The 23,650-nt window shown below is 65.8% G+C and carries 26 protein-coding genes; 20 read left to right on the forward strand and 6 right to left on the reverse strand.

Annotation, left to right across the window (positions count from 1 at the left end; all coding sequences use genetic code 11):
* Positions 1-34: 34 nt before the first annotated feature.
* Entirely contained in the window at positions 35-1,252 is a 1,218-nt protein-coding gene (gene purT, locus AC6CIE_RS23295) for a formate-dependent phosphoribosylglycinamide formyltransferase (protein WP_218342598.1), read from the reverse strand.
* Between the two features lie 103 nt (positions 1,253-1,355).
* Here purT and AC6CIE_RS23300 point away from each other — a divergent pair, with 103 nt between their 5' ends.
* From AC6CIE_RS23300 to AC6CIE_RS23340, 9 genes are all read left to right on the forward strand, one after another.
* Positions 1,356-2,345 (forward strand): KpsF/GutQ family sugar-phosphate isomerase, encoded by a 990-nt coding sequence (locus AC6CIE_RS23300; protein WP_175122038.1) that lies wholly within the window; start codon positions 1,356-1,358, stop codon positions 2,343-2,345.
* Positions 2,342-2,950: a KdsC family phosphatase gene (locus tag AC6CIE_RS23305; RefSeq protein ID WP_191578447.1), complete on the forward strand. Its 609-nt coding sequence runs from the start codon at positions 2,342-2,344 to the stop codon at positions 2,948-2,950. Before AC6CIE_RS23300 ends, AC6CIE_RS23305 begins: the two co-directional genes overlap by 4 nt.
* Before the next feature lie 37 nt (positions 2,951-2,987).
* A complete protein-coding gene (gene lptC / locus AC6CIE_RS23310; RefSeq protein WP_498094220.1) occupies positions 2,988-3,620 on the forward strand; it encodes an LPS export ABC transporter periplasmic protein LptC in 633 nt (210 codons plus the stop codon).
* Complete coding sequence (gene lptA, locus AC6CIE_RS23315) at positions 3,617-4,240, forward strand: lipopolysaccharide transport periplasmic protein LptA (protein ID WP_175122035.1); 624 nt, start codon at positions 3,617-3,619, stop codon at positions 4,238-4,240. The genes lptC and lptA overlap by 4 nt, the downstream gene beginning before the upstream one ends.
* A gap of 33 nt (positions 4,241-4,273) precedes the next feature.
* Positions 4,274-5,068, forward strand: coding sequence for an LPS export ABC transporter ATP-binding protein (gene lptB, locus AC6CIE_RS23320; protein WP_169271627.1), 795 nt, complete (start codon positions 4,274-4,276; stop codon positions 5,066-5,068).
* A gap of 216 nt (positions 5,069-5,284) precedes the next feature.
* Complete coding sequence (gene hpf, locus AC6CIE_RS23325; protein ID WP_056319592.1) at positions 5,285-5,623, forward strand: ribosome hibernation-promoting factor, HPF/YfiA family; 339 nt, start codon at positions 5,285-5,287, stop codon at positions 5,621-5,623.
* A gap of 348 nt (positions 5,624-5,971) precedes the next feature.
* A complete protein-coding gene (locus AC6CIE_RS23330; protein WP_175122034.1) occupies positions 5,972-6,427 on the forward strand; it encodes a PTS sugar transporter subunit IIA in 456 nt (151 codons plus the stop codon).
* Positions 6,428-6,447: 20 nt separating this feature from the next.
* Positions 6,448-7,374 (forward strand): HPr(Ser) kinase/phosphatase, encoded by a 927-nt coding sequence (hprK, locus tag AC6CIE_RS23335; protein ID WP_006216298.1) that lies wholly within the window; start codon positions 6,448-6,450, stop codon positions 7,372-7,374.
* Positions 7,375-7,399: 25 nt separating this feature from the next.
* Positions 7,400-8,833, forward strand: a complete 1,434-nt coding sequence (locus AC6CIE_RS23340) for an aminotransferase-like domain-containing protein (RefSeq protein WP_175138992.1) — start codon at positions 7,400-7,402, stop codon at positions 8,831-8,833.
* A gap of 50 nt (positions 8,834-8,883) precedes the next feature.
* Here the strand turns inward: AC6CIE_RS23340 and AC6CIE_RS23345 are convergent, their stop codons facing one another.
* Together AC6CIE_RS23345 and AC6CIE_RS23350 are read right to left on the reverse strand one after the other, a co-directional pair.
* Positions 8,884-10,167, reverse strand: coding sequence for a c-type cytochrome (locus tag AC6CIE_RS23345; RefSeq protein ID WP_218342593.1), 1,284 nt, complete (start codon positions 10,165-10,167; stop codon positions 8,884-8,886).
* Between the two features lie 12 nt (positions 10,168-10,179).
* On the reverse strand, positions 10,180-10,938 hold the full coding sequence (locus AC6CIE_RS23350) for a c-type cytochrome (RefSeq protein ID WP_175186332.1): 759 nt from the start codon (positions 10,936-10,938) through the stop codon (positions 10,180-10,182).
* Between the two features lie 193 nt (positions 10,939-11,131).
* Here AC6CIE_RS23350 and rapZ point away from each other — a divergent pair, with 193 nt between their 5' ends.
* Positions 11,132-12,004, forward strand: coding sequence for an RNase adapter RapZ (rapZ, locus tag AC6CIE_RS23355; protein ID WP_056566400.1), 873 nt, complete (start codon positions 11,132-11,134; stop codon positions 12,002-12,004).
* Positions 12,001-12,960, forward strand: coding sequence for a septal ring lytic transglycosylase RlpA family protein (locus tag AC6CIE_RS23360; RefSeq protein ID WP_286892043.1), 960 nt, complete (start codon positions 12,001-12,003; stop codon positions 12,958-12,960). Before rapZ ends, AC6CIE_RS23360 begins: the two co-directional genes overlap by 4 nt.
* A gap of 12 nt (positions 12,961-12,972) precedes the next feature.
* Here the strand turns inward: AC6CIE_RS23360 and AC6CIE_RS23365 are convergent, their stop codons facing one another.
* Positions 12,973-13,557 (reverse strand): methylated-DNA--[protein]-cysteine S-methyltransferase, encoded by a 585-nt coding sequence (locus AC6CIE_RS23365; RefSeq protein WP_175122029.1) that lies wholly within the window; start codon positions 13,555-13,557, stop codon positions 12,973-12,975.
* A gap of 3 nt (positions 13,558-13,560) precedes the next feature.
* Positions 13,561-14,496, reverse strand: a complete 936-nt coding sequence (gene rsmI, locus AC6CIE_RS23370) for a 16S rRNA (cytidine(1402)-2'-O)-methyltransferase (RefSeq protein WP_191578455.1) — start codon at positions 14,494-14,496, stop codon at positions 13,561-13,563.
* A 65-nt stretch (positions 14,497-14,561) separates the two neighbouring features.
* Here rsmI and AC6CIE_RS23375 point away from each other — a divergent pair, with 65 nt between their 5' ends.
* From AC6CIE_RS23375 to AC6CIE_RS23390, 4 genes are all read left to right on the forward strand, one after another.
* Entirely contained in the window at positions 14,562-15,041 is a 480-nt protein-coding gene (locus tag AC6CIE_RS23375) for a YraN family protein (RefSeq protein ID WP_175138987.1), read from the forward strand.
* A gap of 85 nt (positions 15,042-15,126) precedes the next feature.
* Positions 15,127-15,720 (forward strand): phosphoheptose isomerase, encoded by a 594-nt coding sequence (locus AC6CIE_RS23380; RefSeq protein ID WP_175122026.1) that lies wholly within the window; start codon positions 15,127-15,129, stop codon positions 15,718-15,720.
* Complete coding sequence (locus tag AC6CIE_RS23385) at positions 15,717-16,463, forward strand: BON domain-containing protein (RefSeq protein ID WP_191578456.1); 747 nt, start codon at positions 15,717-15,719, stop codon at positions 16,461-16,463. The genes AC6CIE_RS23380 and AC6CIE_RS23385 overlap by 4 nt, the downstream gene beginning before the upstream one ends.
* Positions 16,460-16,954, forward strand: coding sequence for a peroxiredoxin family protein (locus AC6CIE_RS23390; RefSeq protein WP_498094223.1), 495 nt, complete (start codon positions 16,460-16,462; stop codon positions 16,952-16,954). Before AC6CIE_RS23385 ends, AC6CIE_RS23390 begins: the two co-directional genes overlap by 4 nt.
* A gap of 189 nt (positions 16,955-17,143) precedes the next feature.
* Here the strand turns inward: AC6CIE_RS23390 and AC6CIE_RS23395 are convergent, their stop codons facing one another.
* Positions 17,144-17,932 carry a MetQ/NlpA family ABC transporter substrate-binding protein gene (locus tag AC6CIE_RS23395; RefSeq protein ID WP_056560303.1) on the reverse strand — a complete coding sequence of 263 codons (789 nt, stop codon included), beginning with the start codon at positions 17,930-17,932 and terminating at the stop codon, positions 17,144-17,146.
* A 272-nt stretch (positions 17,933-18,204) separates the two neighbouring features.
* Between AC6CIE_RS23395 and argB the strand changes: the two genes are divergently transcribed.
* The 5 genes from argB to AC6CIE_RS23420 all read left to right on the forward strand — a co-directional run bounded on the left by argB (position 18,205) and on the right by AC6CIE_RS23420 (position 23,379).
* On the forward strand, positions 18,205-19,107 hold the full coding sequence (gene argB, locus AC6CIE_RS23400) for an acetylglutamate kinase (protein ID WP_013396740.1): 903 nt from the start codon (positions 18,205-18,207) through the stop codon (positions 19,105-19,107).
* A gap of 43 nt (positions 19,108-19,150) precedes the next feature.
* Complete coding sequence (locus AC6CIE_RS23405; protein ID WP_175186357.1) at positions 19,151-19,897, forward strand: pyrimidine 5'-nucleotidase; 747 nt, start codon at positions 19,151-19,153, stop codon at positions 19,895-19,897.
* 51 nt (positions 19,898-19,948) lie between these two features.
* Entirely contained in the window at positions 19,949-20,524 is a 576-nt protein-coding gene (slmA, locus tag AC6CIE_RS23410; RefSeq protein WP_056560305.1) for a nucleoid occlusion factor SlmA, read from the forward strand.
* 302 nt (positions 20,525-20,826) lie between these two features.
* Entirely contained in the window at positions 20,827-22,320 is a 1,494-nt protein-coding gene (locus AC6CIE_RS23415; RefSeq protein WP_175122023.1) for a DASS family sodium-coupled anion symporter, read from the forward strand.
* A 9-nt stretch (positions 22,321-22,329) separates the two neighbouring features.
* Complete coding sequence (locus AC6CIE_RS23420) at positions 22,330-23,379, forward strand: Ldh family oxidoreductase (protein ID WP_498094225.1); 1,050 nt, start codon at positions 22,330-22,332, stop codon at positions 23,377-23,379.
* The last annotated feature ends 271 nt before the right edge of the window (positions 23,380-23,650 follow it).

A 23,650-nucleotide genomic window follows, 5' to 3' on the forward strand; every position in this document is an offset into this window, starting at 1 on the left:
GCGTTATTCCGTTAGCAACGTTGGGGCGAAGCGGTCAGCCGGCCTTGACGGTCACGGCGGCCGACACGCGCTTGGCCTTGGCGCGGGCGGCGGCAACGTCCTCGGCCACGGCCAGCCCCACGCCCATGCGGCGCTTGACGAAGGATTCGGGCTTGCCGAAGAGTCGGATGTCCGTGCCGGGCTCGGCCAGCGCCTCGGCCACGCCGTGGAAAGTCACGGCCTTGGCTTCCACGCCGCCATAGATGACGCTGCTGGCGCCCGGCTGGCGCAGGCTGGGGTCGACAGGCAGCCCCAGGAGCGCGCGGGCGTGCAGTTCGAATTCGTTCTGCACCTGGGTGATCATGGTGACCATGCCGGTGTCGTGCGGACGCGGACTGACCTCGGAGAACCAGACCTGGTCGCCGGCCACGAAGAGCTCGACGCCGAAGATGCCCAGCCCGCCCAGTTCGGACGTGACGGCCAGTGCGATGTCGCGAGCGCGCTGCAGTGCTGCGGGCGACATGGGGTGCGGCTGCCAGCTTTCGACGTAGTCGCCGTCGACCTGCTTGTGGCCGATGGGCTCGCAGTACCGGGTCTCGACCTGGCCGTCGGCGCCGCGGGCACGCACGGTCAGAAGCGTGATTTCGTAGTCGAAGCGGATGAACCCCTCGACGATGGCGCGGCCGCCCCCGACCCGGCCCCCTTCCTGGGCATAGCGCCAGGAGGAAGCGACATCGTCGGCGCTCTTGATGACCGACTGACCCTTGCCCGAAGACGACATGACCGGCTTGATGACGCACGGATAGCCGATGCCGCCGTCGATGGCCTGGCGCAGTTCTTCCTCGGTGTCGACGAAGCTGTACGGCGAGGTGGGCAAACCCAGAATCTCGGCCGCCAGGCGGCGGATACCCTCGCGATTCATGGTGAGCTGGGCCGCGCGGGCCGTCGGGGTAACCCGCGCCACGCCGGCCGCTTCCAGTTCCACCAGCAGGCTGGTGGCAATGGCCTCGATTTCGGGGACAATAACGTGCGGCTGCTCCTGCTCGATGACCTGCCGCAGGGCTTGCGGGTCTGTCATCGAGACCACATGCGCCCGGTGCGCCACCTGATGGCCCGGGGCGTCCGCATACCGATCCACCGCAATGACTTCGACGCCCAGACGCTGCAGGGCGATGATGACCTCTTTGCCCAGCTCACCGGAACCCAGCAGCATGACGCGGGTGGCCAAGGGGGACAGTGGCGTGCCAAGGACGGGACTGGAAATGCTGGACATGGAGCGGGCCTGGAAGGAAAGTTTGAAAGCCGTTGAAAGACTCGCCAGCATGCCATACGCCCCTGCGCGGGGCAAACTAGCATACTGCGATTAAAATCCGCCCATGACCGACCATCCCACCTCATCGTCCGGCACCGCGCTGGCATCCGCGCGCAGAACGCTACAGATCGAAAGCCAGGGCCTGCTGGACCTGTCCGCCCGGCTGGATGACAGCTTCACGCGGGTCGTCGACCTGCTGCTTGCCTGCCGCGGCCGGGTAGTGGTCAGCGGCATCGGAAAAACGGGACATATTGCCCGCAAGATCGCCGCAACGCTGGCCTCGACCGGCACGCCTGCCTTCTTCGTGCATGCCGCCGAGGCCGTCCATGGCGACCTGGGCATGATCACCCGCGACGACGTCCTCATCGCCATCTCCTATTCGGGCTCGGGCGAAGAACTGCTGACCATCCTCCCCGTGGTGCGCCGCATGGGCGCCGGCCTGGTGGCGATCACCGGCAACCCGCAATCCGAACTGGCCCGCCAGGCCGACATCCACCTGGATGCCAGCGTGGCGCAAGAGGCCTGCCCGCTGAACCTGGCGCCCACCGCCAGCACCACGGCCGCGCTGGCACTGGGCGACGCCCTGGCCGTCGCCTGCCTGGAAGCGCGCGGATTCGGGCCGCAGGATTTTGCCCGCTCGCATCCGGGCGGCGCGCTGGGCCGCCGGCTGCTCACCCATGTGCGCGACGTCATGCGCGAGGGAACGGCCCTGCCCATCGTCACGGCGGGCACCTCGGTGTCGCAGGCCCTGGAGGTCATGTCGGCCAAGGGCATGGGCATGACGGTCGTGACCGACACGCAGCACCGCCCGCTGGGCATCTTTACCGACGGCGACTTGCGCCGTCTCATCGCGCGGCACGGCGACATCCGCAGCCTGACCGTCGAGGCCGGGATGACGCGATCGCCACGCAGCATCAATCCCGAGGCGCTGGCCGTCGAAGCCGCCCGGCAGATGGACGAACAACGGCTCAATCACATGCTGGTGATGGACAATGACGGCGCGCTGGTCGGCGCATTGCACATGCACGATCTGATGGCCGCTAAAGTGGTATGACTATGAACCTCTCTGCTTCCCTGAATCACCCGGCCGAAGCGCTGGTGCTTGCCCGTATCCCCGCCATCGTGCGCGAACGCGCCGCGGCTGTGCGCCTGATGGTCTTTGACGTGGACGGCGTGCTGACCGACGGCAGCCTCTATTACGGCGAAGGCGGCGAACTGCAAAAGCGCTTCCACGCGCTGGACGGCCACGGGCTGCGGCTGCTGATGGAAGGCGGACTGAAAGTCGCGCTGATCACGGGCCGTTCCGGCCCCATCGTCGCGCGCCGCGCGGCCGAACTCGGTATCGCCGAAGTCATCCAGGGCGTACGCGACAAGGGCGCCGCCCTGACCGAACTTGCGCAGCGCTGCGGTGTCCAACTGAATCAAACCGGCTACATGGGCGATGACATCATCGACCTGCCGGCCTTGCAGCGCGCGGGCTTTGCCGCCAGCGTGCCCAACGCCCCCGGCTACGTCAGCCAGGCCGCGCATTGGGTTTCGACCCTGCCCGGCGGAAGCGGGGCCGTGCGCGAATGCTGCGATCTCCTGTTGGCCTCGCAAGGCCGCCTGGGCGCCTTCCTGGCTGCGCCGGGCCTGCTTGGCCCTGGGGCGATCCAGTGATTCCGCCCGTAACGAATACGCCTTCGCGGCGCACCCGATGAAAGAACGCTTTCCCTCACTGATCGCGCTGTTCCTGCTGCTGGTGCTGGTCACCAGTTCGTGGTGGGCGGCCGATTACGCGCAACGCGCCATCCAGGTGGACCCGCCGCGCCGCGTCACCCATGAAATGGATGCATGGTCGCGCAATTTCGTGATGTTGCGCACAGATCCCACGGGCAAGCCCATCAACCGCCTGGAAGGCGAGTACATGGAACACTTCCCCGACGACGACTCGTATCACGTCTCGGCGCCCCGCGCCGTGGGCCAGCGCGAGACCAATCCGATCACGGTGGCGGTGTCCAAGACGGCCGTGATGGAACAGGGCGGCAAGCGCATCGTCATGCAAGGCGACGCCCATGTGCTGCGGCAGCCGGACCCCGAGAACGACATGCTGGACGTGCGCAGCCAGCAACTCATCATCCTGCCCGATGAAGACGTGGTCTTCACCGACCTGCCTGCCACCGTCCTCAAGGGCCGCTCGCGCATGCAGGGCACGGGCATGCACTACAACAACAAGACTCGCCAATTGCAGGTTTCGGCATCGACCGACGTGGAAATTGCCGGTTCGGAAGGCAGACAGCAACGCCGCACCGAAATTCCAGCCAACAACACTGACCAGAAAAAACCATGACCGACCTTCGGACCCTCCTCGCCCCGACGACCCGCCTGATGGGCGCCGTGCTGTTGACGGCCTGCGCGCTTGCGCCGGCCCACGCGGCGGAACCGAAAGCGGCCGCGCCGGCCGAAGAGCCCAGCACGCTGATCCTGTCGGACACGCTGCACTACGACGACGTGAAGAAACAAAGCGTGTTCACCGGCAACGTCAACATGACGCGCGGCCTGATGACGCTGACCTCCGACACCCTGCAGATGAACGAGGATGCCAAGGGCAACCAGTACGGCACGGCCACGGCCAACAAGGGCAAGGTCGTCACCATCCGCCAGGAGCGCCCCGAAAACTTCGAACTCATCGAAGGCAAGGGCCTGCGCGCCGAATACGACGGCACCAACAGCACGTTCGACCTGATCGGCCAGGCCATCGTGACCCGCTACGTCTGTGGGAAACCGTTCGATACCATTCGCGGCGAACGGGTACGCTACAACGAGAAGTCCGGCACTTACGAAGCGCAAGGCGGCCCGAACTCCGCCGCGGCCGGTGGACGCGTGCGTTCCTTGGCCGAACCGCGCGCCAAGCTGGACGCAGCCGTCGCCGAATGCCGCAAGCAGCAGGCAGCCAAGAAAGGGCGCTGAAGCGCTTCTCCCGCAACACCAATCGCAGCCACGATGAATCAACCTTCAGTGCCGACCCCCGTGACCTCCGCCCCTTCGGGCGTCAAGCAGGGCAGCCTGCGCGCAACCGGACTGCGCAAGACCTACAACGGCCGCACCGTCGTGCAGGACGTGTCCCTGTCCGTGGTCAGCGGCGAAGTCGTCGGCCTGCTGGGCCCCAACGGCGCAGGCAAGACCACCAGCTTCTACATGATCGTCGGCCTGGTGCCGGCGGACGCGGGCCGCATTGAAATCGACGGCTCCGTCATCACCGCGATGCCCATCCACAAGCGCGCGCGCATGGGCCTGTCGTACCTGCCGCAGGACGCCTCCGTGTTCCGCCGCCTGACGGTGGAGCAGAACATCCGCGCGGTGCTTGAACTGCAAGTGGGTGCGGATGGCCGTCCGCTGTCGACCCCCAAGATCAACGAACAGATGGAATCGCTGCTCGAAGAACTGCAGATCGGGCACATCCGCAGCAACGCCGCCATCTCGCTGTCGGGCGGTGAACGCCGCCGCGTGGAAATCGCGCGCGCGCTGGCCACCAGTCCGCGTTTCATCCTGCTGGACGAACCGTTCGCCGGCGTGGATCCCATTGCGGTCATCGAAATCCAGCGCATCGTGCGCTTCCTGAAGGGCCGGGGGATCGGGGTGCTGATCACCGACCACAACGTGCGCGAAACCCTGGGCATCTGCGACCGCGCCTACATCATCAGCGAAGGCAAGGTGCTGACCGACGGCCACCCCGACGAAATCGTGGGCGACCCCGCCGTTCGCCGGGTGTACCTGGGCGAACACTTCCGTATGTAACCACTGCCTGAAAGACCCCGTAACGCATAAAAATAGACCGCCATACGCCCTCGGGCTCAGCCATAAAAATGCCATGAAGTTGCGGTAGGTCAGCTTGTTTTATCGGCCCGAGTCTATACACTAGAGCTAAACGAACCCTGCTTATTGAAGGAGAACGCCTACGACCCCACCGCGCCTTTTGCGCAATTTTTTCCTCTTTTAGAAGGAGAGCACACTATGAACCTGAGCATCTGCGGTCGTCACCTCGACGTCACCCCGGCCATCCGGGAATATGTCATGAATAAACTGGCGCGAGTGCTGCGGCATTTCGATCACGTCATCGATACCCAGGTCATGCTCTCAGTAGAGCCCCTGCGGCATAGAGCCGAAATCACCATGCGTCTGAGCGGCAAGGACATTCATTGTGAAGCAACCGATGAAAACCTCTATGCAGCCATAGACCTTCTTGCTGACAAAGTCGACCGTCAGGTCATCAAGCACAAGGACAAGGTAAGGAGTCATTCAGCAGAGTCCGTGAAGCGGCAAGCGGCGACCCTCTCGCCACCCCAGCAGTAACGCGCTTCATGACCGCTCACCTGAGCGACTAGCAGTACAGCGATCCCAGGATCCTGCCTAAGTCCCGGTGTCCCGCTAGACCTTGCGTCCAGCCGGGGCATCGGCAAACTCCCCTCCTGCACTACCCAATCCCATTTGTTTCATCCGCTGCCGCCTGACGGCCTCTTGGCGTTTTCCCTGGCTTTGTCCGATACGTGCCTCTGCGGGAACCCTCGGAGGCCCAGGAATGTCCACAAGGTATCGCGATCAGACTATGCTGTCGCTCTTGTGGTCCCGCTGGCATCTCGGTCTTCCGAGGCCCGGGTCGGTTGATTGTTGCAGTGCGTCATATAACCCTATAATGCCCCGATGAATCATTTGTCGCGCATCCTCCCCGCCGGCAACGTCGTGCTCGATATGCTCGCCACGAGCAAGAAACGTGCGTTCGAACAGGCCGGTCTGCTTTTTGAAAACAACAACGGCTTGGCACGCGCCCTCGTGTTCGACAGCCTTTTTGCCCGCGAGCGCCTGGGGTCCACTGCCCTGGGTCAGGGCGTGGCCGTACCGCATGGCCGTGTGAAGGGTCTGGAGCAGGCACTGGCGGCGTTCATCCGCCTTGCCCAGCCCATCACCTTCGACGCGCCCGACGGACAGCCCGTGTCGATGCTGCTGTGCCTGCTGGTGCCTGAAAACGCCACGCAGCAGCACCTGGACATCCTGGCCGAACTTGCCCAGCTGATGTCCAACAAGGCATTGCGCGAGGCCCTGGCCACCGAGCCCGATCCGGCCATCGTCCACAAAATGCTCACGACCGGCCAACTCTGATCCCACGCGGAATCGCTGCCATGCTCACGGTGCAGGAACTCGTCGACGACAACGCCGACAAAATCCCCTTTAACTGGATCTCGGGCCAGGGCGCCGCAGACCGCGCGATTCCCGACGACGGCATGGCAGCCGCCGACCTCGTCGGCCACTTGAACCTGATCCACCCGTCGCGCATCCAGGTGTTCGGCCAGGAAGAGCTGGCGTACTACACGCGATTCGACCTGCGCCGCCGCATGCACCACATGGACGAGCTGCTGATCGGCGGCGTGCCGGCGATTCTGCTGGCCGATGGCCTGACGCCGCCGCAAGATCTGGTCGACCAGTGCGACCAGCACCAGGTGCCGCTGCTGTCCACGCCGGTGGCCGCCGCGCAGCTCATCGACCTGTTGCGCATCTATCTCGGCAAGAAGCTCGCGCCCACCACCACGGTGCACGGCGTGTTCCTCGACGTGCTGGGACTGGGCGTGCTGATCACCGGCGAATCGGGTCTGGGCAAGAGCGAACTGGCCCTTGAACTGATTTCGCGCGGCCACGGGCTGGTCGCCGATGACGCGGTCGAGTTCTCGCGCACCGCGCCCAACATGATCGAAGGCCACTGTCCGCAACTGCTGCAGAACCTGCTCGAAGTCCGCGGCCTGGGCCTGCTCGACATCCGCACGATCTTTGGCGAAACGTCGGTGCGCCGCAAGATGCGGCTCAAGCTCATCGTGCACCTGGTGCGCGCCACGGCGCAGGACAAGTTCGAACGCCTGCCGCTGCAGGACATCACGCAGGACATGCTGGGACTGCCCGTGCGCAAGGTGATGCTGCAGGTGGCCGCGGGCCGCAACCTGGCCGTGCTGGTCGAGGCTGCAGTGCGCAACACGATCCTCAAACTGCGCGGCATCGACACGCTGGGCGAGTTCATGGAGCGCCAGGCCATGGCGATCCTCCAAAGCAGCAAATGAGCCCGCAACGTCGCCCTGCGGCATCGTGAGCCTTTACGAAACTCTAGCCGACGAGATCGCCGCGTCGATCGCAAGCGGCGTCCTGCGTGCCGGCGACAAGCTGCCTTCGGTGCGCGACGCGTGCGCCGCGCGCAGCGTCAGCCCTTCCACCGTCTTTCAGGCGTATTACCTGCTAGAAGCGCGCGGCCTGATCCGCGCGCAGCCGCGCTCGGGCTACTACGTCAACGCCCCCGCCGAATCGCTGCCACCCGAACCGGGCGCCTCGTGTCCCGACGGCGAATCCACCGAACTGGCGATCAGCGAGCGGATCTTCGACATCCTCGGCTCGGTGCGCAATCGTGACGTCACACCGCTCGGTTCGGCCTTCCCCTCTCCGCTTCTGTTTCCCTTGCCGCGATTGGCGCAGGCCATGGCCGCGCATCTGAAGCGCCAGGATCCGCGCGACACGGTCGAAGACCTGGCGCCCGGCAATCCGCGCCTGCGCCGGCAGATCGCGCTGCGCTACCTGATCGGCGGCATCAACCTGCCCGCCACCGATATCGTCGTCACCAACGGCGCCCTGGAGGCGTTGAACCTCTGTCTGCAAGCGGTCACGCAGCCGGGCGACACCGTCATGGTCGAGGCGCCCACCTTTTATGGTGCGCTGCAGGCGCTGGAACGACTTGGCTTGAAAGCGCTGGAAGTCCCTACCCATCCGCGCACGGGCATCGACCTGGACGCGATGCAGGCTGCCATCCTGCGTCACGCACCGCGCGCCTGCTGGCTGATGACGCAATTCCAGAACCCGCTGGGCTGCCTGATGCCCGACGACCGAAAGCGGCAACTGGTCGAACTGCTTGCGCGGCACGACATTCCGCTGATCGAAGACGACGTCTATGGCGAGCTGTACTTCGGCACGACGCGGCCCGTGCCCGCAAAGGCGTACGACACGCGCGGACTGGTGCTGCATTGCTCGTCGTTTTCGAAATGCCTGGCGCCCGGCTATCGCATCGGATGGGCCAGCGCCGGACGCTACGCCCAACAGGTGCAACGCCTGAAATTGTCATCGACGCTGTCGGCATCGGGCCCCGCACAGGGCGCGATTGCCGAATACCTGGAACAGGGTGGCTACGACCGCCACCTGCGTCGCCTGCGCCAGACCTTGCAGGCGCAGCAGGAGCGCATGGCCGACGCCATCGCACAGGCCTTTCCCGCCGGCACGCGCGTGACGCGGCCACAGGGCGGATTCTTCCTGTGGCTGGAACTGCCCGCCGCCGTGGATGCGTTGTCGCTGCACCGCCAGGCGCTGGCGCGCGGCATCAGCGTGGCGCCTGGCCCGATCTTCTCGGCCAGCGGCCAGTTCGGCAGCGCGCTACGTCTGAACTACGGGCATCCCTGGGAAGCCGGCATCGAGGCCGCGATCCGCACGTTGGGCGATCTGGCGCACGAAGCCTGCCGCGCGGCGACCGCCGCACGCTAGCGCGCCTGTCCGGCCGCGCGCGGGACATCCGCCCGCGGCCTTCATCAGCGCTAATTCAACGTCGACGACGCCCGCGCGCGCTTGACCTCCAGCGCGCTGACCCCGCCCGCCTCGTTGCCCCAGCTATTGCGGATGTACGTCACGAGCATCGCAATGTCGTTGTCGTTCAGCACCTGGCCAAATGGCGGCATGCCGTGAGGACGCGGGTTTGCAGCCGTGGCGGGCGCGTACCCGCCGTCCAGCACCATGCGGATGGCGTTGACTGGCGACGGCGCAGTCACCGTCGGATTGCCGGCCAGCGCGGGCCACGCCGTGCCGCTGCCCTTGCCGTCGGCCTGGTGGCATTGCGCGCATTGCTGGCTGTACAGCTTGCCGCCCAACTCCATGGCCGCGGGCGCAGGCGCGGCGGCACGCGCATCGGTTGCGGGCGGCGTGGCGGGCAGCGATTTCAGATACACGCCGATGGCCAGCGCGTCATCCTCTGTCAGGTGCTGCGTGCTTCCCAGCACGACTTCCGCCATCGGCCCGCTGACCGTCGAATGCGCCGCAATGCCGGTCTTGAGCAGCGTGGCGATGTCCTGCGCCGACCAGCGCCCCATGCCGGTCTGCATGTCGTTCGTCAGCGGCGGCGCGTACCAGTCCAGCACGGGAATCACGCCGCCGGCCAGCGCGTCGCCGCTGCGCGTGGCGCCCAGGCTGTTGCGCGGTGTGTGGCAGGCCGCGCAATGGCCCAGCCCTTCGACCAGATAGCGGCCGCGATTCCATTGGACCGATTGACCGGGATCGGCGTCTTGCACTCCCGGCTTGAAATACAGCGCGCGCCATGCCGCCAGCAGCATCCGCTGGTCGTACGGAAAGGCCATCTCGGGCGGTCGGTTGGCCTGCCTGACGGGCGAAATGCTGCGCAGATAGGCATACAGCGCATCCGAATCGCTGCGCGTGACGCGCGTGTATTCGGTGTAGGGGAACGCCGGATACAGCAGCGTGCCGTCCTTCGACTTGCCGTTGTGCAGCGCCTGCCAGAAGTCGTCGGCCGTCCAGGCGCCAATGCCGGTCTCCGCGTCGGGCGTGATGTTCGGGCCGTACACCGTGCCGAACGGCGTAGGCACAGGCGTGCCGCCGGCAAACGCCTTGCCCCCTCGGCTGGTGTGGCAGGCCATGCAGTTGCCAGCCAGCGCCAGGTAGCGGCCACGCTCGATCTGCGCCGCGCCGTCGGCCGCCGCCACGGCGGGGCCGGTGCTGGCATCGTCACGCGTGCCGAGCCAATACAGCGTGCCTGCGGCCACCACGACCACCAGCAGCAGAACAACCAGGATTCTTTTCATCAGCGTCATTCGCGGCCCCGTTCAGCGTTGCGCCTGGCTGCCGCATTCCGCGGGGAGCCGGACCGAATTCGCGGCGTCGGGCACGTAGGGCTCGACGACGGGCTGCGACGACAGCCACGCCGCCAGGGCGCCGATGTCGTTGGGGGTGAGCTTGTGGGAGATGTCGGCCATGCAATCCGGCGCGGCGGCGCGGCGCAGGCCGTTCTTCCAGCCGCCGATCTGCGCGCCGATGTAGTCGCGCGGCAGACCCAGCAGGCCTGGGATCGCGGGCAGCATGCCGGAAAGGGCCGCGCCGTGACAGGACGCACAGGCCGGCAGGCCGCGCGCCGCATCGCCCTCCTTGGCAAGCCGGCGACCGGCCTCCAGCGTGGCGGCGGACACGTCCGCGCGAACAGGCGCCGGATACGGCACATGCTGCTCGGAAAAGTACGCGGCCATCTCGCGCAGGTAGTCGTCGGGCAAGCCGGCCAGCAGGTGCGTCATGGGCCGGTACTGCCGCCGCCCGTCGCGAAAGTTCAGAAGCTGGTGATAGAGGTAGTCCTGCGGCTTGCCGGCCAGCCGCGGATAGTAGCCGTCGGCGCCCGCCCTGCCCTGTGCGCCGTGACAGGCGGTACAGGCCGCGACCCGGGCCGCCATGGTGTCGGGCTGCAGCGTAGGCGGCGCCGTCTGCTGCGCCAGGGTCGGCGCGGACATAAACACAACAGCCGCAGCCGCCAAAGCGCTGCGGAAGGCCCAAAACCGCGGCAGTGAAACACTACAAGAGGAAATGAGGGCTAACATCTATCAAATTCCAACCCCCCGAATCGTGATGGCGGGGCGCGTAAAAGTGGAACTGCGATGGAACTGCGGCGTCTGCGGCCCCTAGCTTACGTCAGGGCATGCAGCGGGGAACAGGCGCAGATCCTGAGTTTATGGCCATATCAGATGCTATCCCGCCGGCATCGTCCTGGAAAAGCGTGCCACAATCATGTCCATGTTGAAAGTCGTCCTCGTCACCGGCATTTCCGGTTCCGGCAAATCCGTCGCGCTGCGCATGCTCGAGGACGCGAGCTACACCTGTGTCGACAATCTTCCCGTCCGTTTCCTGACCGAGTTCATTGCGCAGGCGCGCGATGACGGCATGGAACGCGTCGCCGTCGCAATCGACGTGCGCTCACCCGGTGAACTGGCCGAACTGCCCGACGTGGTCACCGCGCTGCGCGCCATGGGCACCAGCCTGCGCGTGGTCTTCCTGGATGCCAACACGGCCACCCTGGTGCAGCGCTATTCCGAATCGCGCCGGCGCCATCCGCTGACCGACCGCCTGCAACGCGGCGGCACGGCGCCGTCGCTGACCGAATGCATTGCGCTGGAAAGAGAGCTGCTGGCGCCGCTGCGCGAGCAGGAACACGTCATCGACACGTCAGAGCTGACGCCCGGCCAGCTTCGTGCCTGGATCCGCGACCTGATCAAGGCGGACCGCGCGCCGCTGGTGCTGACGTTCGAATCCTTCGCCTACAAGCGCGGCGTACCGGGCGACGCGGACCTGGTGTTCGACGTGCGCTGCTTGCCCAATCCCCATTACGACCGCAACCTGCGTCCGCTGACCGGCCGCGACGAACCCGTGGCCACGTGGCTCGCCGGGTACGAGCAGGTGGGCCTGATGATCGACGACATCGCGGGCTTCCTGAAACGCTGGCTGCCGCTGTACACCCAGGACACCCGCAACTATCTGACCGTGGCCATCGGCTGCACCGGCGGCCAGCACCGCTCGGTGTATGTCGTGGAGCAACTGGCGCTGCGCTTTGCCGACCACGACCCGCTGCTGGTGCGCCATCGCACGCAACTGCCTGACGAAACCGCATGACGCTTTCCCGCCCGCTACATTTCCTTTTCATGCTGCTGCTGGCGATCGCCGTGGCAGGCTGCTCCACCAGCGGCGGACGCAAGAAGGGCGGCTACTACAAGGACGACGGGCCGGACGCCAATCCCCCGTCGAACCTGGACCAGATCCCCGACGCGGTGCCCAAGCTGGAACCCTACGCCAGCGGCGCGAACCGGCCTTACGTCGTATTCGGCCAGCGCTACGTACCCGACACCAGCGGCCAGGCCTACAAGAAGCGCGGCATCGCCTCGTGGTACGGCAAGAAATTCCATGGCAACTCCACGTCGATCGGCGAGACCTACGACATGTATGCCATGACCGCCGCGCACACGACGCTGCCGATCCCCAGCTACGCGCGGGTGACCAGCATGGTCAACGGCAAGACGATCATCGTGCGGGTGAACGACCGCGGCCCCTTCCATAGCGACCGCATCATGGACTTGTCCTACGTCGCGGCCTACAAGCTGGGCATCATCGGCCCGGGCAGCGGACAAGTGGTCGTGGAAGCCATCCAGGCCGAGGAGATCCGTCGTCTGGCCTCGCAAGGCGCGCCTGCAGCCCCCGCGCCGGAACCGGAATCGGCCACGGGCTCCACGCCGGTCATGGCGCCGGTGACGTCCACCCCCGTGGCGCTCGCGCCCGAGCCCCTGGCGCCTGCCGCGCCCAGCCCCGCCCCGATGCGTCCGGCTGTCGGCGCCGCCACGGGCAGCGTCTACCTGCAGGTGGGCGCGTTCAGCCAGCCCGGCAACGCGCAGTCGCTGGTCAGCCGCATCAATACGCAGCTCGGCGCCGAAGGCGCGCCGCCGGCGTCGGTGGAACAGGCCAATAATCTGTACCGCGTGCGGATCGGTCCGTATCCCGATCGCCAAAGCGCGCTCAATGCCGTGCCGCTGGTGTCCGACCGGATCGGCATCCTGCCGACGATCGCGTCGCAGTAAGCGGAACGACGGCTACCAGGGCAGCTCTGCCTGCCCGTCGCACACCCGGCGCGCGTGCGCGCTGCGGCTCACATAGCGGTTGCCTTCATGCGCCAGCAGCGCCTGCTTGCGCGGCAATCCACCGCCAAAGCCCGTCAGCGAGGTGTCCGCGCCGATCACGCGGTGGCACGGAATGATGATGCTGATGGGATTGCGGCCGACCGCGCCGCCGACTGCCTGCGCGCCCTTGGGCCGGTTCACCGTGCGGGCCAGTTCGCCGTAGCTGGTGAGCGTGCCGAATTCCAGCGCGCACAGCGCATGCCAGACCTGGTGCTGAAAGGTCGTCCCCACCGGGTCGAGCGTCACGTCGAACAGGCGGCGCTCGCCAGCAAACCATTCGTCAAGTTCGCGCCGCGCCTGCTCCAGGAACGGATCGCTATCGGTCAGCGTCCATCCATCCGGCGGCGGCAGCAGCGCCTGATCGGTGAACCACGCGCCGCGCAATCCCTTCGGGCTGGCCACCAGGCGCAGATCACCGAGCGGCGTGGGCATGTCGCGATAGGTCAGCCGCTCTTGCGGGTCGGCAGGCTTGTTGGACACGACGGTCGAATACACCATGGCTTACTCCTGCCCCTTCTTGCGGGTCAGGGCCCGGTTGTAGAGCACGTCGCGCGGCTGACCGGTGACCTTGGCCGCGACCCGCGCGGCGTCGCGCACGGACAGCGACTCCAGCAAGGCGTCCAGCAGGACGTCGTGGGCCGGATCGACGTCGTCAGACTCAGGCGCGTCCGCCTCGGCATGGACGATCAGCACGAACTCGCCCTGTTCGCGATGCGCATCGGCGGCCAGCCATGCCGCGGCCTCGCCCAGCTTGACGGTGCCGATCTCTTCGAAGCGTTTGGTCAGTTCGCGCGCGACGGTCAGTTCACGTTCCGGACCGCAGACCTCGAGCAGGTCCGCAAAGGTGGCCGCCAGCCGGTGCGGCGATTCGAACATCACGACGGGCGCGGGCAACGCGCACCATTGGCGCAGCCAGCGCTGCCGGGCCACCGCCTTGGACGGCGCAAAGCCCGCGAAGGCGTAGGCAGGGTTCTCGTCCGTGGTGACGCCGCTGCCCATCAGGGCGGCGATCACGGCGCTGGGGCCGGGTACAGGCACCACCGCATAGCCGGCGGCGCGCACGGCGCGGACCACACGGGCGCCGGGGTCGCTGACCGCGGGCGCGCCGGCATCGGACACCAAGGCCACGCGCTGGCCTTGCGCCAGTCGCTCGCAAATGGCTTGCGCCGCGGCGGCCTCGTTGTGGCGATGCGCCGCCATGAGCGGCGTGCTGACGCCCCAGGCATCCAGCAGCGTGCGGCTGGCGCGCGTGTCCTCGGCAGCGATCACATCAGCCCGTTGCAGGGCGTGCCAGGCGCGCAGGCCCAGATCGCCGAGATTGCCGATGGGCGTGGCCACGACATACAGCGTCGAGGCGGGCCAATGCTGGCCCGCCACGCGTTCCGACACGCGGGACCAGGCATCGCCGGCAATGGGAGGTGAGACGTTTTGATTCATTGCTGCCTGCTGACACGAAAAACCATGTCAGTGTAGCCGCCTATGCCCGCTGCTTTCGGAATCCCATGACGGACGACACCCTGCGCTTGGCCTGCGAACTTGCCCTGGCGGCACGCCGCCGCGCCGCAAAACGCCGGCGGCGCACCGGGCGCACGCCTGCCGACCGCCCGCCCCCGCGCCGCTCGCCCACCCAGCGGCGCGGCGACCATCATGAAGCGGCGGCGTTGCGCCTGCTGGCGGCCCAGGGTCTGACGCTGCTGGCGCGCAACCTGGCCTGCCGCGCCGGGGAAATCGACCTCGTCATGCGCGAGGGCGACACACTGGTCTTCGTCGAGGTCCGGGCGCGCGCCGCCAGCCGCTTCGGCGGCGCCGCCGCCAGCATCGGCCCCGAAAAACAAACGCGCCTTGCCCGCGCGGCGGCGTATTGGCTGCCCGAACTGGCCCGCCGGCACTGGGGCGGCCTGGTCCCGCCCGCCCGCTTCGACGCCGTGGTTTTCGACAGCGGCGACCCCGCCTGGCTGCGCGGCGCATTCTGGCTGCCATGACCCGGCAAGTCTGGCGTGACATCCCCCCTCGCCCACGTTGCGCATGGACAGAACCGCGGCCCTGCCCCGTGAGATAATCGCGCCCATGGATATGACCTCTCGTATGACGTCGCACTTTCGCGACGCCATGGCCGCTCACGAACAAAGCATGAACGTCCTGGCCGAACCGCTGGCCGTGGCCGTGGACGTGCTGTTCGGCGCCCTGGCGAACAACGGCAAGATTCTGGCTTGCGGCAATGGCGGCTCGGCTGCCGACGCGCAGCATTTCATCGCGGAACTGGTGGGCCGCTTCGAACGCGAACGCCTGCCGCTCGCGGGCATTGCGCTCAACACCGACACCTCGATTCTCACGGCAGTCGGCAACGACTACGGCTTTGACGAAATCTACGAACGGCAGGTCAACGCCTTCGGACAGGCCGGCGACGTGCTCGTGGCCATCTCGACCAGCGGCAATTCGCCCAACGTGGTCCGCGCCATGGAAGCCGCCAGCGCGCGCGAAATGCACGTCCTGGCCCTGACCGGCAAGGGCGGCGGCGTCATGGGGGAACTCATTACCCCGATGGACGTCCATCTATGTGTTCCCAGCGATCGCACCATGCGCATCCAGGAAGTCCATATTCTGCTGCTGCACGCGCTGTGCGACGGCATCGACGCTCTTCTGCTTGGAGACACCGAATGATTCTTGACGTCAGACCCGCTGTCCGCCCGCTGATGCTTGCCGCCGCGCTATCGACCGCGGCGCTTTCGCTGACGGCCTGCGCGCCCTTGATCGTGGGCGGCGCCGCCGCCACCACGGCGGTCGTGGTCACCGACCGCCGCACGTCCGGCGTCCAGCTCGAAGACCAGAACATGGCGTTCAAGGCCCAGAGCCAGATCGCCCAGAAGCTGGGCGACACGGCCCGCGTCAACGCCATGGCCTACGGCGGCCACCTGCTGCTGACCGGCGACGTGCCCTCCGAAGAAGCCAAGAACCAGGCCACGGCCATCGCGCAAAGCGTGGAAAACGTGAAGCAGGTCATCAACCAGCTCAACGTCGGCCCCATCGCCTCGTTCGGCCAGCGCTCCAACGACACCTGGCTGACCTCCAAGGTCAAGACCGCGCTGCTCAACACCAAGTACGTGCCCTCGGGCACCATCGCGGTCACCACCGATCGCGGCGTCGTCTACCTGATGGGCAAAGTCACCCAGGCAGAAGGCGAATACGCCGCCAATGCCACCGCCGACGTCGGCGGCGTGACCAAAGTCGTCAAGCTCTTTGAAATCATCAGCCGCGAAGAAGCCATCCGTCTGTCTGGCAGCGGCTCCAAACCCGCCACCACCGAAAGCAAGGCGCCCATCGAAACCGGAACCGGTCCGGCCACCGACAACGCGGCTGGCACCGGCGGCACGAGCAGCGGCGTTGAAGCAATGCCCATCAAATGAAAAAAGCCATCGTAGCCCTCGCAGTTCTCGTGGCGGTCGGCATCGGCGCCTGGTTCGCCATGCGCCCGGCCCAGACCGCCCCCGACGTCACCTTCACCACGCTGGAAGGCAAGACCTTCTCCATGCAGGACCTGCGCGGCAAGGTCGTGCTGGTCAAATTCTGGGCAACCAGCTGTGTGACTTGCGTGAAGCAGATGCCCGACACCATCTCCGCCTACAACGAGTATGCGGACAAAGGATATGAAGCCATCGCGGTCGCCATGAACTACGACCCGCCCAACTTCGTGCTCAACTTCGCCGAAACCCGCGAGCTGCCGTTCCCGGTCGCGCTGGACACCAAGGGCGAGATCGCGCGCGCCTTCGGCGACATCCGCCTGACGCCCACCGCGTTCCTCATCGACAAAGAGGGACATATCATCAAGCGTTACCTGGGCGAATACGACAAGGCCGAGTTCCACGCCACTGTCGAAAAGGCCCTGGCCGCCGGCTGATCCGCCGCATCGGCCCAGCCCCAAGGGATCGCCCGCTGCAAGCGGGCGATTTTTTTTGGGCGCGCGTCCCGCTTCGACTGTGTTCATGCAAAAAGCCGCCCGGGGTCAACGGGCGGCTTTTCGGCAATGCGGCGGGCTGATCCTGACAGGCGCGGGCGGTTCAGACCGCCCGCGACAGGTGCGTCAAAATCAGAAGGCGGGAACCACTGCGCCCTTGTACTTTTCCTGGATGAAGGTCTTGACCTCCGGCGAGTGCAGCGCGTCGACCAGCTTCTTGATGCCGGGCGCGTCCTTGTTGTCGCTGCGGGTGACCAGCACGTTGGCGTACGGCGAATCGGCGCCTTCGATGAACAGGGCATCCTTGGTCGGCACCAGGCCGGCTTCCAGCGCGTAGTTGGTGTTGATCAGCGCCAGATCAACGTCGTCCAGCGCGCGCGGCAGCATGGCGGCTTCGAGTTCGCGGAACTTCAGCTTCTTGGGGTTCTCGACGACATCGGCGGCGGTCGCCAGGATGTTGGCCGGATCCTTGAGTTTGATGACGCCCTGCTTCTGCAGCAGCACCAGGGCGCGGCCGCCGTTGGACGGGTCATTGGGGATGGCGACCGTGGCGCCGTCCTTCAGGTCGGACAGGCTCTTGATCTTCTTGGAATAGCCGCCGAAGGGCTCGACGTGGACCAGCGCCACCGGCACGAGCGTTGCCTTGCGATCCTTGTTGAAGCTCTCCAGGTACGGCTTGTGCTGGAAGAAGTTGGCGTCCAGTTGCTTGTCCGCCAGTTGCAGATTGGGCTGCACGTAGTCGCTGAACACCTTGATGTCGAGCTCCACGCCTTCCTTGGCCAGCTTGGGCTTGACCACTTCCAGGATCTCGGCGTGCGGCACCTGCGTGGCGCCCACGACCACCTTTTCGGCGTGAGCCGCGTTGGCGGCAACCAGGAGGACCGACGCCGCCAGGGCGGAACGGACAAAGTTCAAACGCATGTGTTGCCTCTTTTATGGTGAAAACCGGGATCGATGTCCCGCAGGTTCGGGCAGGCCCCCTTTTGCGGGGCGTGCCGTTGTGAAAACGCCCCCAATTTACCTGAATGCCGGTTATTTGTCGGGCATATGGACATGGGTTTGCAGCATAAGAAACCTGTGGGGACTACAATCCGTCGTATGCTTGCGCTAGGCGCGTTCCAACCGCGTTCTTGTGCAGGCATTTTTTTAACGCCCATCAACTTTTTTGTTATTTATCTGCCGACTTAGCTGCCATGACCGACACCCCCGACCCTGCTGCCGTTTCGTCTCCCGCCGTCAAAGCCGCCGTGCTGTCCGAGGCTCTGCCGTATATCCGACGATTTCACGGCAAGACCATCGTGGTCAAGTACGGCGGCAACGCCATGACGGAAGAGCGATTGCAGCGCAGCTTCGCGCACGATGTCGTGCTGCTCAAGCTGGTGGGCCTGAACCCGGTGGTGGTCCACGGTGGTGGTCCGCAGATCGATGACGCCCTGCGCCGCATCGGCAAGCAAGGCACCTTCATCCAGGGCATGCGCGTCACCGACGCCGAGACCATGGAAGTCGTGGAATGGGTGCTGGGCGGCCAGGTCCAGCAGGACATCGTCATGATGATCAACGAGGTCGGCGGCAAGGCCGTCGGCCTGACCGGCAAGGACGGTGGTCTGATCCAGGCCCAGAAGAAGCTGATGGCCAACAAGGACAACCCGTCCGAGCCCATCGACATCGGTTTCGTCGGCGACATCACGATGGTCGAGCCGGCCGTTGTTAAGGCGCTGCAGGACGACCAGTTCATTCCCGTCATCTCGCCCATCGGCTATGGCGAAGACGGCACTGCGTACAACATCAACGCGGACGTGGTCGCCGGCAAGATGGCCGAAGTGCTTGGCGCCGAAAAGCTGCTCATGCTGACCAACACCCCGGGCGTGCTGGACAAGGGCGGCAAGCTGCTGCGCAGCCTGTCGGCCCAGACCATCGACGAGCTCTTTGCCGATGGCACGATCTCCGGCGGCATGCTGCCCAAGATCTCGTCCGCGCTGGACGCCGCCAAGAACGGCGTCAATTCGGTGCACATCGTCGACGGCCGCGTGCCGCACTGCCTGCTGCTCGAAATCCTGACCGACCAGGGCGTCGGCACGATGATCAGCTCGCACTGATGACGCACACCCCCGCAGCACGGCGCGCCGCGCGAGCCTCATGATGCAAGCGCGACGCCAGTTGCTGCGGCCCGCGGTGCGGATGCGCCGCTCCCGCGGGATTGCCACAGGCGCGCCCGAGCGCCTGTGGCTGTTCGATCTGGACAATACGCTCCACGACACCTCGCACGCCATCTTCTCCAAGATCGACCACGGCATGACCATGGCGGTGGCCGAGGCGCTGAACGTGGACGTGGATGCCGCCAACCTCGTGCGCAAGCAGTACTGGAAACGCTACGGCGCGACCATGATCGGCATGGTGCGCCACCACGGCGTGGATGCCCACGAATTCCTGCATCGCAGCCACGACTTCGACGTCGCGCCGTTGATGCGCTCGGAAAAGGCGCTTGCCTACAAGCTGCGCCGCCTGCCCGGCCGCAAGGTCCTGCTGACCAACGCGCCGCTGCACTATGCGCGGTCCGTCCTGTCGCATCTGGGCATCCTGCGCCAGTTCGACAGCCTGTGGGCCATCGAGCACATGCGGTTGCACGGCGAGTTCCGGCCCAAGCCCTCCGCGGCGCTGCTGCGCTACGTGCTGGCGCGCGAAGGCGTTCCCGCCCACCGCGCCGTGCTGGTCGAAGATACGTTAGCCAACCTGCGGGGCGCCCGTCTGGCTGGCCTGAAGACGGTCCACGTGTATCACCCCGGCACGCCCTTCGGCCGCGGACGCTCGCACCGCCCGGCCTACGTCGACTTGCGGGTAAACTGCGTCAGTGATTTATTGTTACGCCGACGCCCCCTGCGGGGCTGACGGCTCGCAGCATCCCCTCCACCCGTCATCCTGCGCGAAGCAGTCCCTCCCATGGCGAGCAAACCCGGCGAGCGCAAGACCCAGATTCTGCAGACTCTGGCCGAAATGCTGGAACAGCCGCACGCGTCCCGCATCACTACGGCCGCTCTGGCCGCGCGCCTGGAGGTCTCCGAAGCCGCCCTCTACCGGCACTTCGCAAGCAAGGCGCAGATGTTCGAAGGACTGATCGAGTTCATCGAAACCAGCATCTTCACGCTGGTGAACCAGATCGCCACCGCCGAGCCCTACGGATTGCCTCAAGCCCACAAGACGGTCTCCATGCTGCTGACGTTCTCGGAGCGCAACAAGGGCATGACCCGCGTGCTGACCGGCGATGCACTGGTCACGGAAGACAACCGGCTGCAGGAACGTATCAACCACATCAACGACCGCATCGAGGCGTCGTTGAAGCAATCGCTGCGCATCGCCATCACCGACGGCGGCCTGCCGCAGGAAGCCAACGTTGCCGCGCATGCCAGCCTGCTGACGCATCTGGTGCTGGGCCGCTGGCTGCGCTACGCGCAAAGCGGATGGCGCGTCACGCCCACGCTGCATCTGGACGAACAGCTGCGTCTGGCCTTGGGCTGATGCGCCCGCATTAGCGCCGTTTCACGTACCAATCCCGGTTCTTTTCGCGGGTCGGCCGCACGCATCGTGATCCGATTGGTTCGCGCCGATGCAACACTCGCATGCTTGCCCCGCGCGGGGGGCGACGAGCATAATGCCCAGGACGAGTTTTCCACAAGCGCTGTTCTCCACCTTCTTGACGTTCATCAATACGGGTTTTCCACAATGCCGTCACGATCATCCTGTAGCGTCGACACACCGATTTGATTGACCCCGTGCTCGCGGGCGGTGTTTCGTCAGTTTGACCTCAACCGGAGAAGGATATGGCCGCGGAAACCGCAGTCCCCGCCTCGCAAGCCCCCAAGAAAACCAAAATTCCAATCGGGCTCATCGCCGGCATCCTCGTGATGATCGGCGTTTTAATGATGCCCCTGCCCGCAGACCTGCCCGTTGCAGGCCACCGCATGCTGGCAATCCTGGCGTTCGCCGTGGTCGTGTGGATCACCGAAGCCGTGTCGTACGAAGCCAGCGCCATCATGATCACGACGCTGATGGCTTTCCTTCTGGGCACCGCGCCCACCATCAAAGACCCCAACGTTCTCTACGGCACGTCCGCCGCCATCAGCATGGCGCTGACGGGCTTTGCCAACTCGGCGCTGGCGCTCGTCACCGGCGCCTTGTTCATTGCCGCCGCCATGACATTTACCGGACTAGACCGGCGCATCGCGCTGGTAACACTGTCCAAGGTGGGCACCAGCACGCGCCGCATCCTCATCGGATGTATCGCCGTGACGATCGTGCTAAGCCTGGTCGTGCCCAGCGCCACCGCGCGCAGCGCCGCCGTGGTGCCGATCATGATGGGCGTCATCGCGGCCTTTGGCGTGGACAAGCGCTCGAACATCGCAGCCGGCATCATGATCATCGTGGCCCAGGCCACCAGCATCTGGAACGTCGGCATCCAGACCGCCGCCGCGCAGAACCTGCTGACGGTCGGCTTCATGGAAAAGATGCTGGGCGAACGCGTGGCGTGGTCGGACTGGCTGATCGCCGGCGCCCCCTGGTCGTTGATCATGTCGGCCGTGCTGATCGTCATCGTGCTCAAGCTGCTGCCGCCTGAAAGCAACAGCATCGCCGGCGGCAAGGAAGCCGTCGAGAAATCGCTGCTCGACCTGGGTCCCATGACCGGTGCGCAAAAGCGCCTGATGGCCGTGTCGGTCATGCTGCTGCTGTTCTGGTCCACCGAAGGCAAGCTGCACAAGTTCGACACCACCTCGACCACCTACTTCGGCCTCGTGCTGCTGATGCTGCCGCGCTTTGGCGTGATGACGTGGAAAGACGTGCAATCGCGTATCCCATGGGGCACGGTGATCGTGTTCGGCGTGGGCATCAGCCTGGGCACGGCGCTGCTCACAACGCAGGCTGGCCAGTGGCTGGGCAACCAGGTGGTGCTTCACACCGGCCTGGACCATCTTGGCCCGCTCGCCATCTTCGCCATCCTGGCGGCCTTCCTGATCGTCATCCACCTGGGCTTTGCCAGCGCCACCGCGCTGACCTCGGCCATGCTGCCCATCCTGATTTCGGTGCTGGCAACGCTGCCGGGCGACTTCAGCCGCCTGGGCATGACGATGCTGCTGGGCTTCGTGGTCAGCTACGGCTTCATCCTGCCCATCAACGCACCGCAGAACATGGTGTGCCTGGGCACCGAAACCTTCAACGCCAAGCAGTTCGCCAAGGTCGGCATCATCGTGACCATCGTCGGCTACCTCTTGATGCTGCTGATGGGCATGACGTACTGGCGCTGGCTGGGCTGGCTGTAAGGAGTCGTCATGAAAATCACGCTAGCCCAAGCCAACGAATACGGCCGCCGGGTGCTGATGGCACAAGGCGTGCCGGAAGACATCGCCCGCGACGTGGCCGAGCATCTTGTGGAATCCGACCGCGTCGGCTACACAAGCCACGGCCTGTCGATCCTGACAAACTACCGCCGCGTGCTGTCCGAGGGCCTGGCTCAGCCCGACGGCCGCCCCGAACTCCTCAACGACCGCGGCGCCATGCTGGCCTACGATGGCCACCACGGACTGGGTCAATACGTGGGCAAGGTGGTCATCGAAAAGGCGATAGAGCGCACGCAGGAACACGGCCAGTGCATTCTGACCCTGCGCCACAGCCATCACCTTGGCCGCATGGGCCATTTCGGTGAAATGGTGGCGGCCAAGGGGCTGATCCTGCTGGCCTTCACCAACGTGATCAACCGCTCGCCCACCGTCGCCCCGTTCGGCGGCGCGCAAGCGTGCCTGACCACAAACCCGCTGTGCTTCGCGGGCCCGTTGCCTGGCGGCCGCCCGCCGTTCATTGTGGACATGGCGACCAGCTCGATCGCGGTGAACAAGGCGCGCGTGCTGGCTGCCAAGGGTGAACAGGCGCCGCCAGGGTCGCTGATCGATGCAGACGGCAACCCGACGACTGACCCGGGTGCGCTCTTTACCGATCCTCCCGGCGCGTTGTTGCCATTCGGCGGCCACAAAGGTTACGCACTGGGGCTGGTGGCCGAACTGCTCGCGGGCGTCTTGTCCGGCGGCGGCACGATCCAGCCTGAACATCCTCGCATCGGGGTGGCGACCAACAACATGTTCGCGCTGCTGCTGGATCCGCAGGTGGACTTCAATACTGACTGGCGGTCGATGGAAGTCGGCGCGTTCATCGACTACCTGCATGCGTGCAAGCCGCAGCCTGGGGTTGAGTCGGTGCAGTATCCGGGTGAATACGAAGCTCGGAATCGGGCGGTCAATGCGGATTCGGTGGAATTTGATAGCCGGATCTGGGATGGGTTGACGAAGTTGGCTGTGGAGCTTGGGGTGCCTGAAGCGTTGCCGTGAGGAAGGTTTTTGGGCTGGCATTGTGCGGGGTTCTTTAGACGCCCGCCGCAGCGGGGGCTTGGGTGCGCGGGGCTACGATTGCGGTCCGGAGCCTTCGCTCCGGACTGCCCCGTCCTCAACCTCGTCCGCCTTCGGCTCCCTTCGGTTTCCGTCGGGCGCATCTACACGCCCCGCGCACCCAAGCCCCCGCTACGACGTGCTCCGGTTGCTTCAGCTTTGCCGGCGGCGGGGCGAGTTGGGTTCTTTAGGTTCTTGCCCACGGTGTGGGAGA

This window comes from Achromobacter sp. GQ309, assembly GCF_059759315.1.

What these genes read in the sequence shown, in the direction of transcription:
- lptB (WP_169271627.1), top strand. Translation starts at nt 4,274, where the DNA reads ATGAATCAACCTTCAGTGCCGACCCCCGTGACCTCCGCCCCTTCGGGC.
- AC6CIE_RS23345 (WP_218342593.1), bottom strand. Translation starts at nt 10,167, where the DNA reads ATGACGCTGATGAAAAGAATCCTGGTTGTTCTGCTGCTGGTGGTCGTG.
- AC6CIE_RS23380 (WP_175122026.1), top strand. Translation starts at nt 15,127, where the DNA reads ATGGATATGACCTCTCGTATGACGTCGCACTTTCGCGACGCCATGGCC.
- hprK (WP_006216298.1), top strand. Translation starts at nt 6,448, where the DNA reads ATGCTCACGGTGCAGGAACTCGTCGACGACAACGCCGACAAAATCCCC.
- AC6CIE_RS23350 (WP_175186332.1), bottom strand. Translation starts at nt 10,938, where the DNA reads ATGTTAGCCCTCATTTCCTCTTGTAGTGTTTCACTGCCGCGGTTTTGG.
- AC6CIE_RS23305 (WP_191578447.1), top strand. Translation starts at nt 2,342, where the DNA reads ATGACTATGAACCTCTCTGCTTCCCTGAATCACCCGGCCGAAGCGCTG.
- hpf (WP_056319592.1), top strand. Translation starts at nt 5,285, where the DNA reads ATGAACCTGAGCATCTGCGGTCGTCACCTCGACGTCACCCCGGCCATC.
- AC6CIE_RS23415 (WP_175122023.1), top strand. Translation starts at nt 20,827, where the DNA reads ATGGCCGCGGAAACCGCAGTCCCCGCCTCGCAAGCCCCCAAGAAAACC.
- purT (WP_218342598.1), bottom strand. Translation starts at nt 1,252, where the DNA reads ATGTCCAGCATTTCCAGTCCCGTCCTTGGCACGCCACTGTCCCCCTTG.
- AC6CIE_RS23395 (WP_056560303.1), bottom strand. Translation starts at nt 17,932, where the DNA reads ATGCGTTTGAACTTTGTCCGTTCCGCCCTGGCGGCGTCGGTCCTCCTG.
- lptC (WP_498094220.1), top strand. Translation starts at nt 2,988, where the DNA reads ATGAAAGAACGCTTTCCCTCACTGATCGCGCTGTTCCTGCTGCTGGTG.
- AC6CIE_RS23375 (WP_175138987.1), top strand. Translation starts at nt 14,562, where the DNA reads ATGACGGACGACACCCTGCGCTTGGCCTGCGAACTTGCCCTGGCGGCA.
- AC6CIE_RS23330 (WP_175122034.1), top strand. Translation starts at nt 5,972, where the DNA reads ATGAATCATTTGTCGCGCATCCTCCCCGCCGGCAACGTCGTGCTCGAT.
- slmA (WP_056560305.1), top strand. Translation starts at nt 19,949, where the DNA reads ATGGCGAGCAAACCCGGCGAGCGCAAGACCCAGATTCTGCAGACTCTG.
- AC6CIE_RS23385 (WP_191578456.1), top strand. Translation starts at nt 15,717, where the DNA reads ATGATTCTTGACGTCAGACCCGCTGTCCGCCCGCTGATGCTTGCCGCC.
- lptA (WP_175122035.1), top strand. Translation starts at nt 3,617, where the DNA reads ATGACCGACCTTCGGACCCTCCTCGCCCCGACGACCCGCCTGATGGGC.
- AC6CIE_RS23405 (WP_175186357.1), top strand. Translation starts at nt 19,151, where the DNA reads ATGCAAGCGCGACGCCAGTTGCTGCGGCCCGCGGTGCGGATGCGCCGC.
- AC6CIE_RS23420 (WP_498094225.1), top strand. Translation starts at nt 22,330, where the DNA reads ATGAAAATCACGCTAGCCCAAGCCAACGAATACGGCCGCCGGGTGCTG.
- AC6CIE_RS23360 (WP_286892043.1), top strand. Translation starts at nt 12,001, where the DNA reads ATGACGCTTTCCCGCCCGCTACATTTCCTTTTCATGCTGCTGCTGGCG.
- AC6CIE_RS23300 (WP_175122038.1), top strand. Translation starts at nt 1,356, where the DNA reads ATGACCGACCATCCCACCTCATCGTCCGGCACCGCGCTGGCATCCGCG.
- rapZ (WP_056566400.1), top strand. Translation starts at nt 11,132, where the DNA reads ATGTTGAAAGTCGTCCTCGTCACCGGCATTTCCGGTTCCGGCAAATCC.
- AC6CIE_RS23390 (WP_498094223.1), top strand. Translation starts at nt 16,460, where the DNA reads ATGAAAAAAGCCATCGTAGCCCTCGCAGTTCTCGTGGCGGTCGGCATC.
- argB (WP_013396740.1), top strand. Translation starts at nt 18,205, where the DNA reads ATGACCGACACCCCCGACCCTGCTGCCGTTTCGTCTCCCGCCGTCAAA.
- rsmI (WP_191578455.1), bottom strand. Translation starts at nt 14,496, where the DNA reads ATGAATCAAAACGTCTCACCTCCCATTGCCGGCGATGCCTGGTCCCGC.
- AC6CIE_RS23365 (WP_175122029.1), bottom strand. Translation starts at nt 13,557, where the DNA reads ATGGTGTATTCGACCGTCGTGTCCAACAAGCCTGCCGACCCGCAAGAG.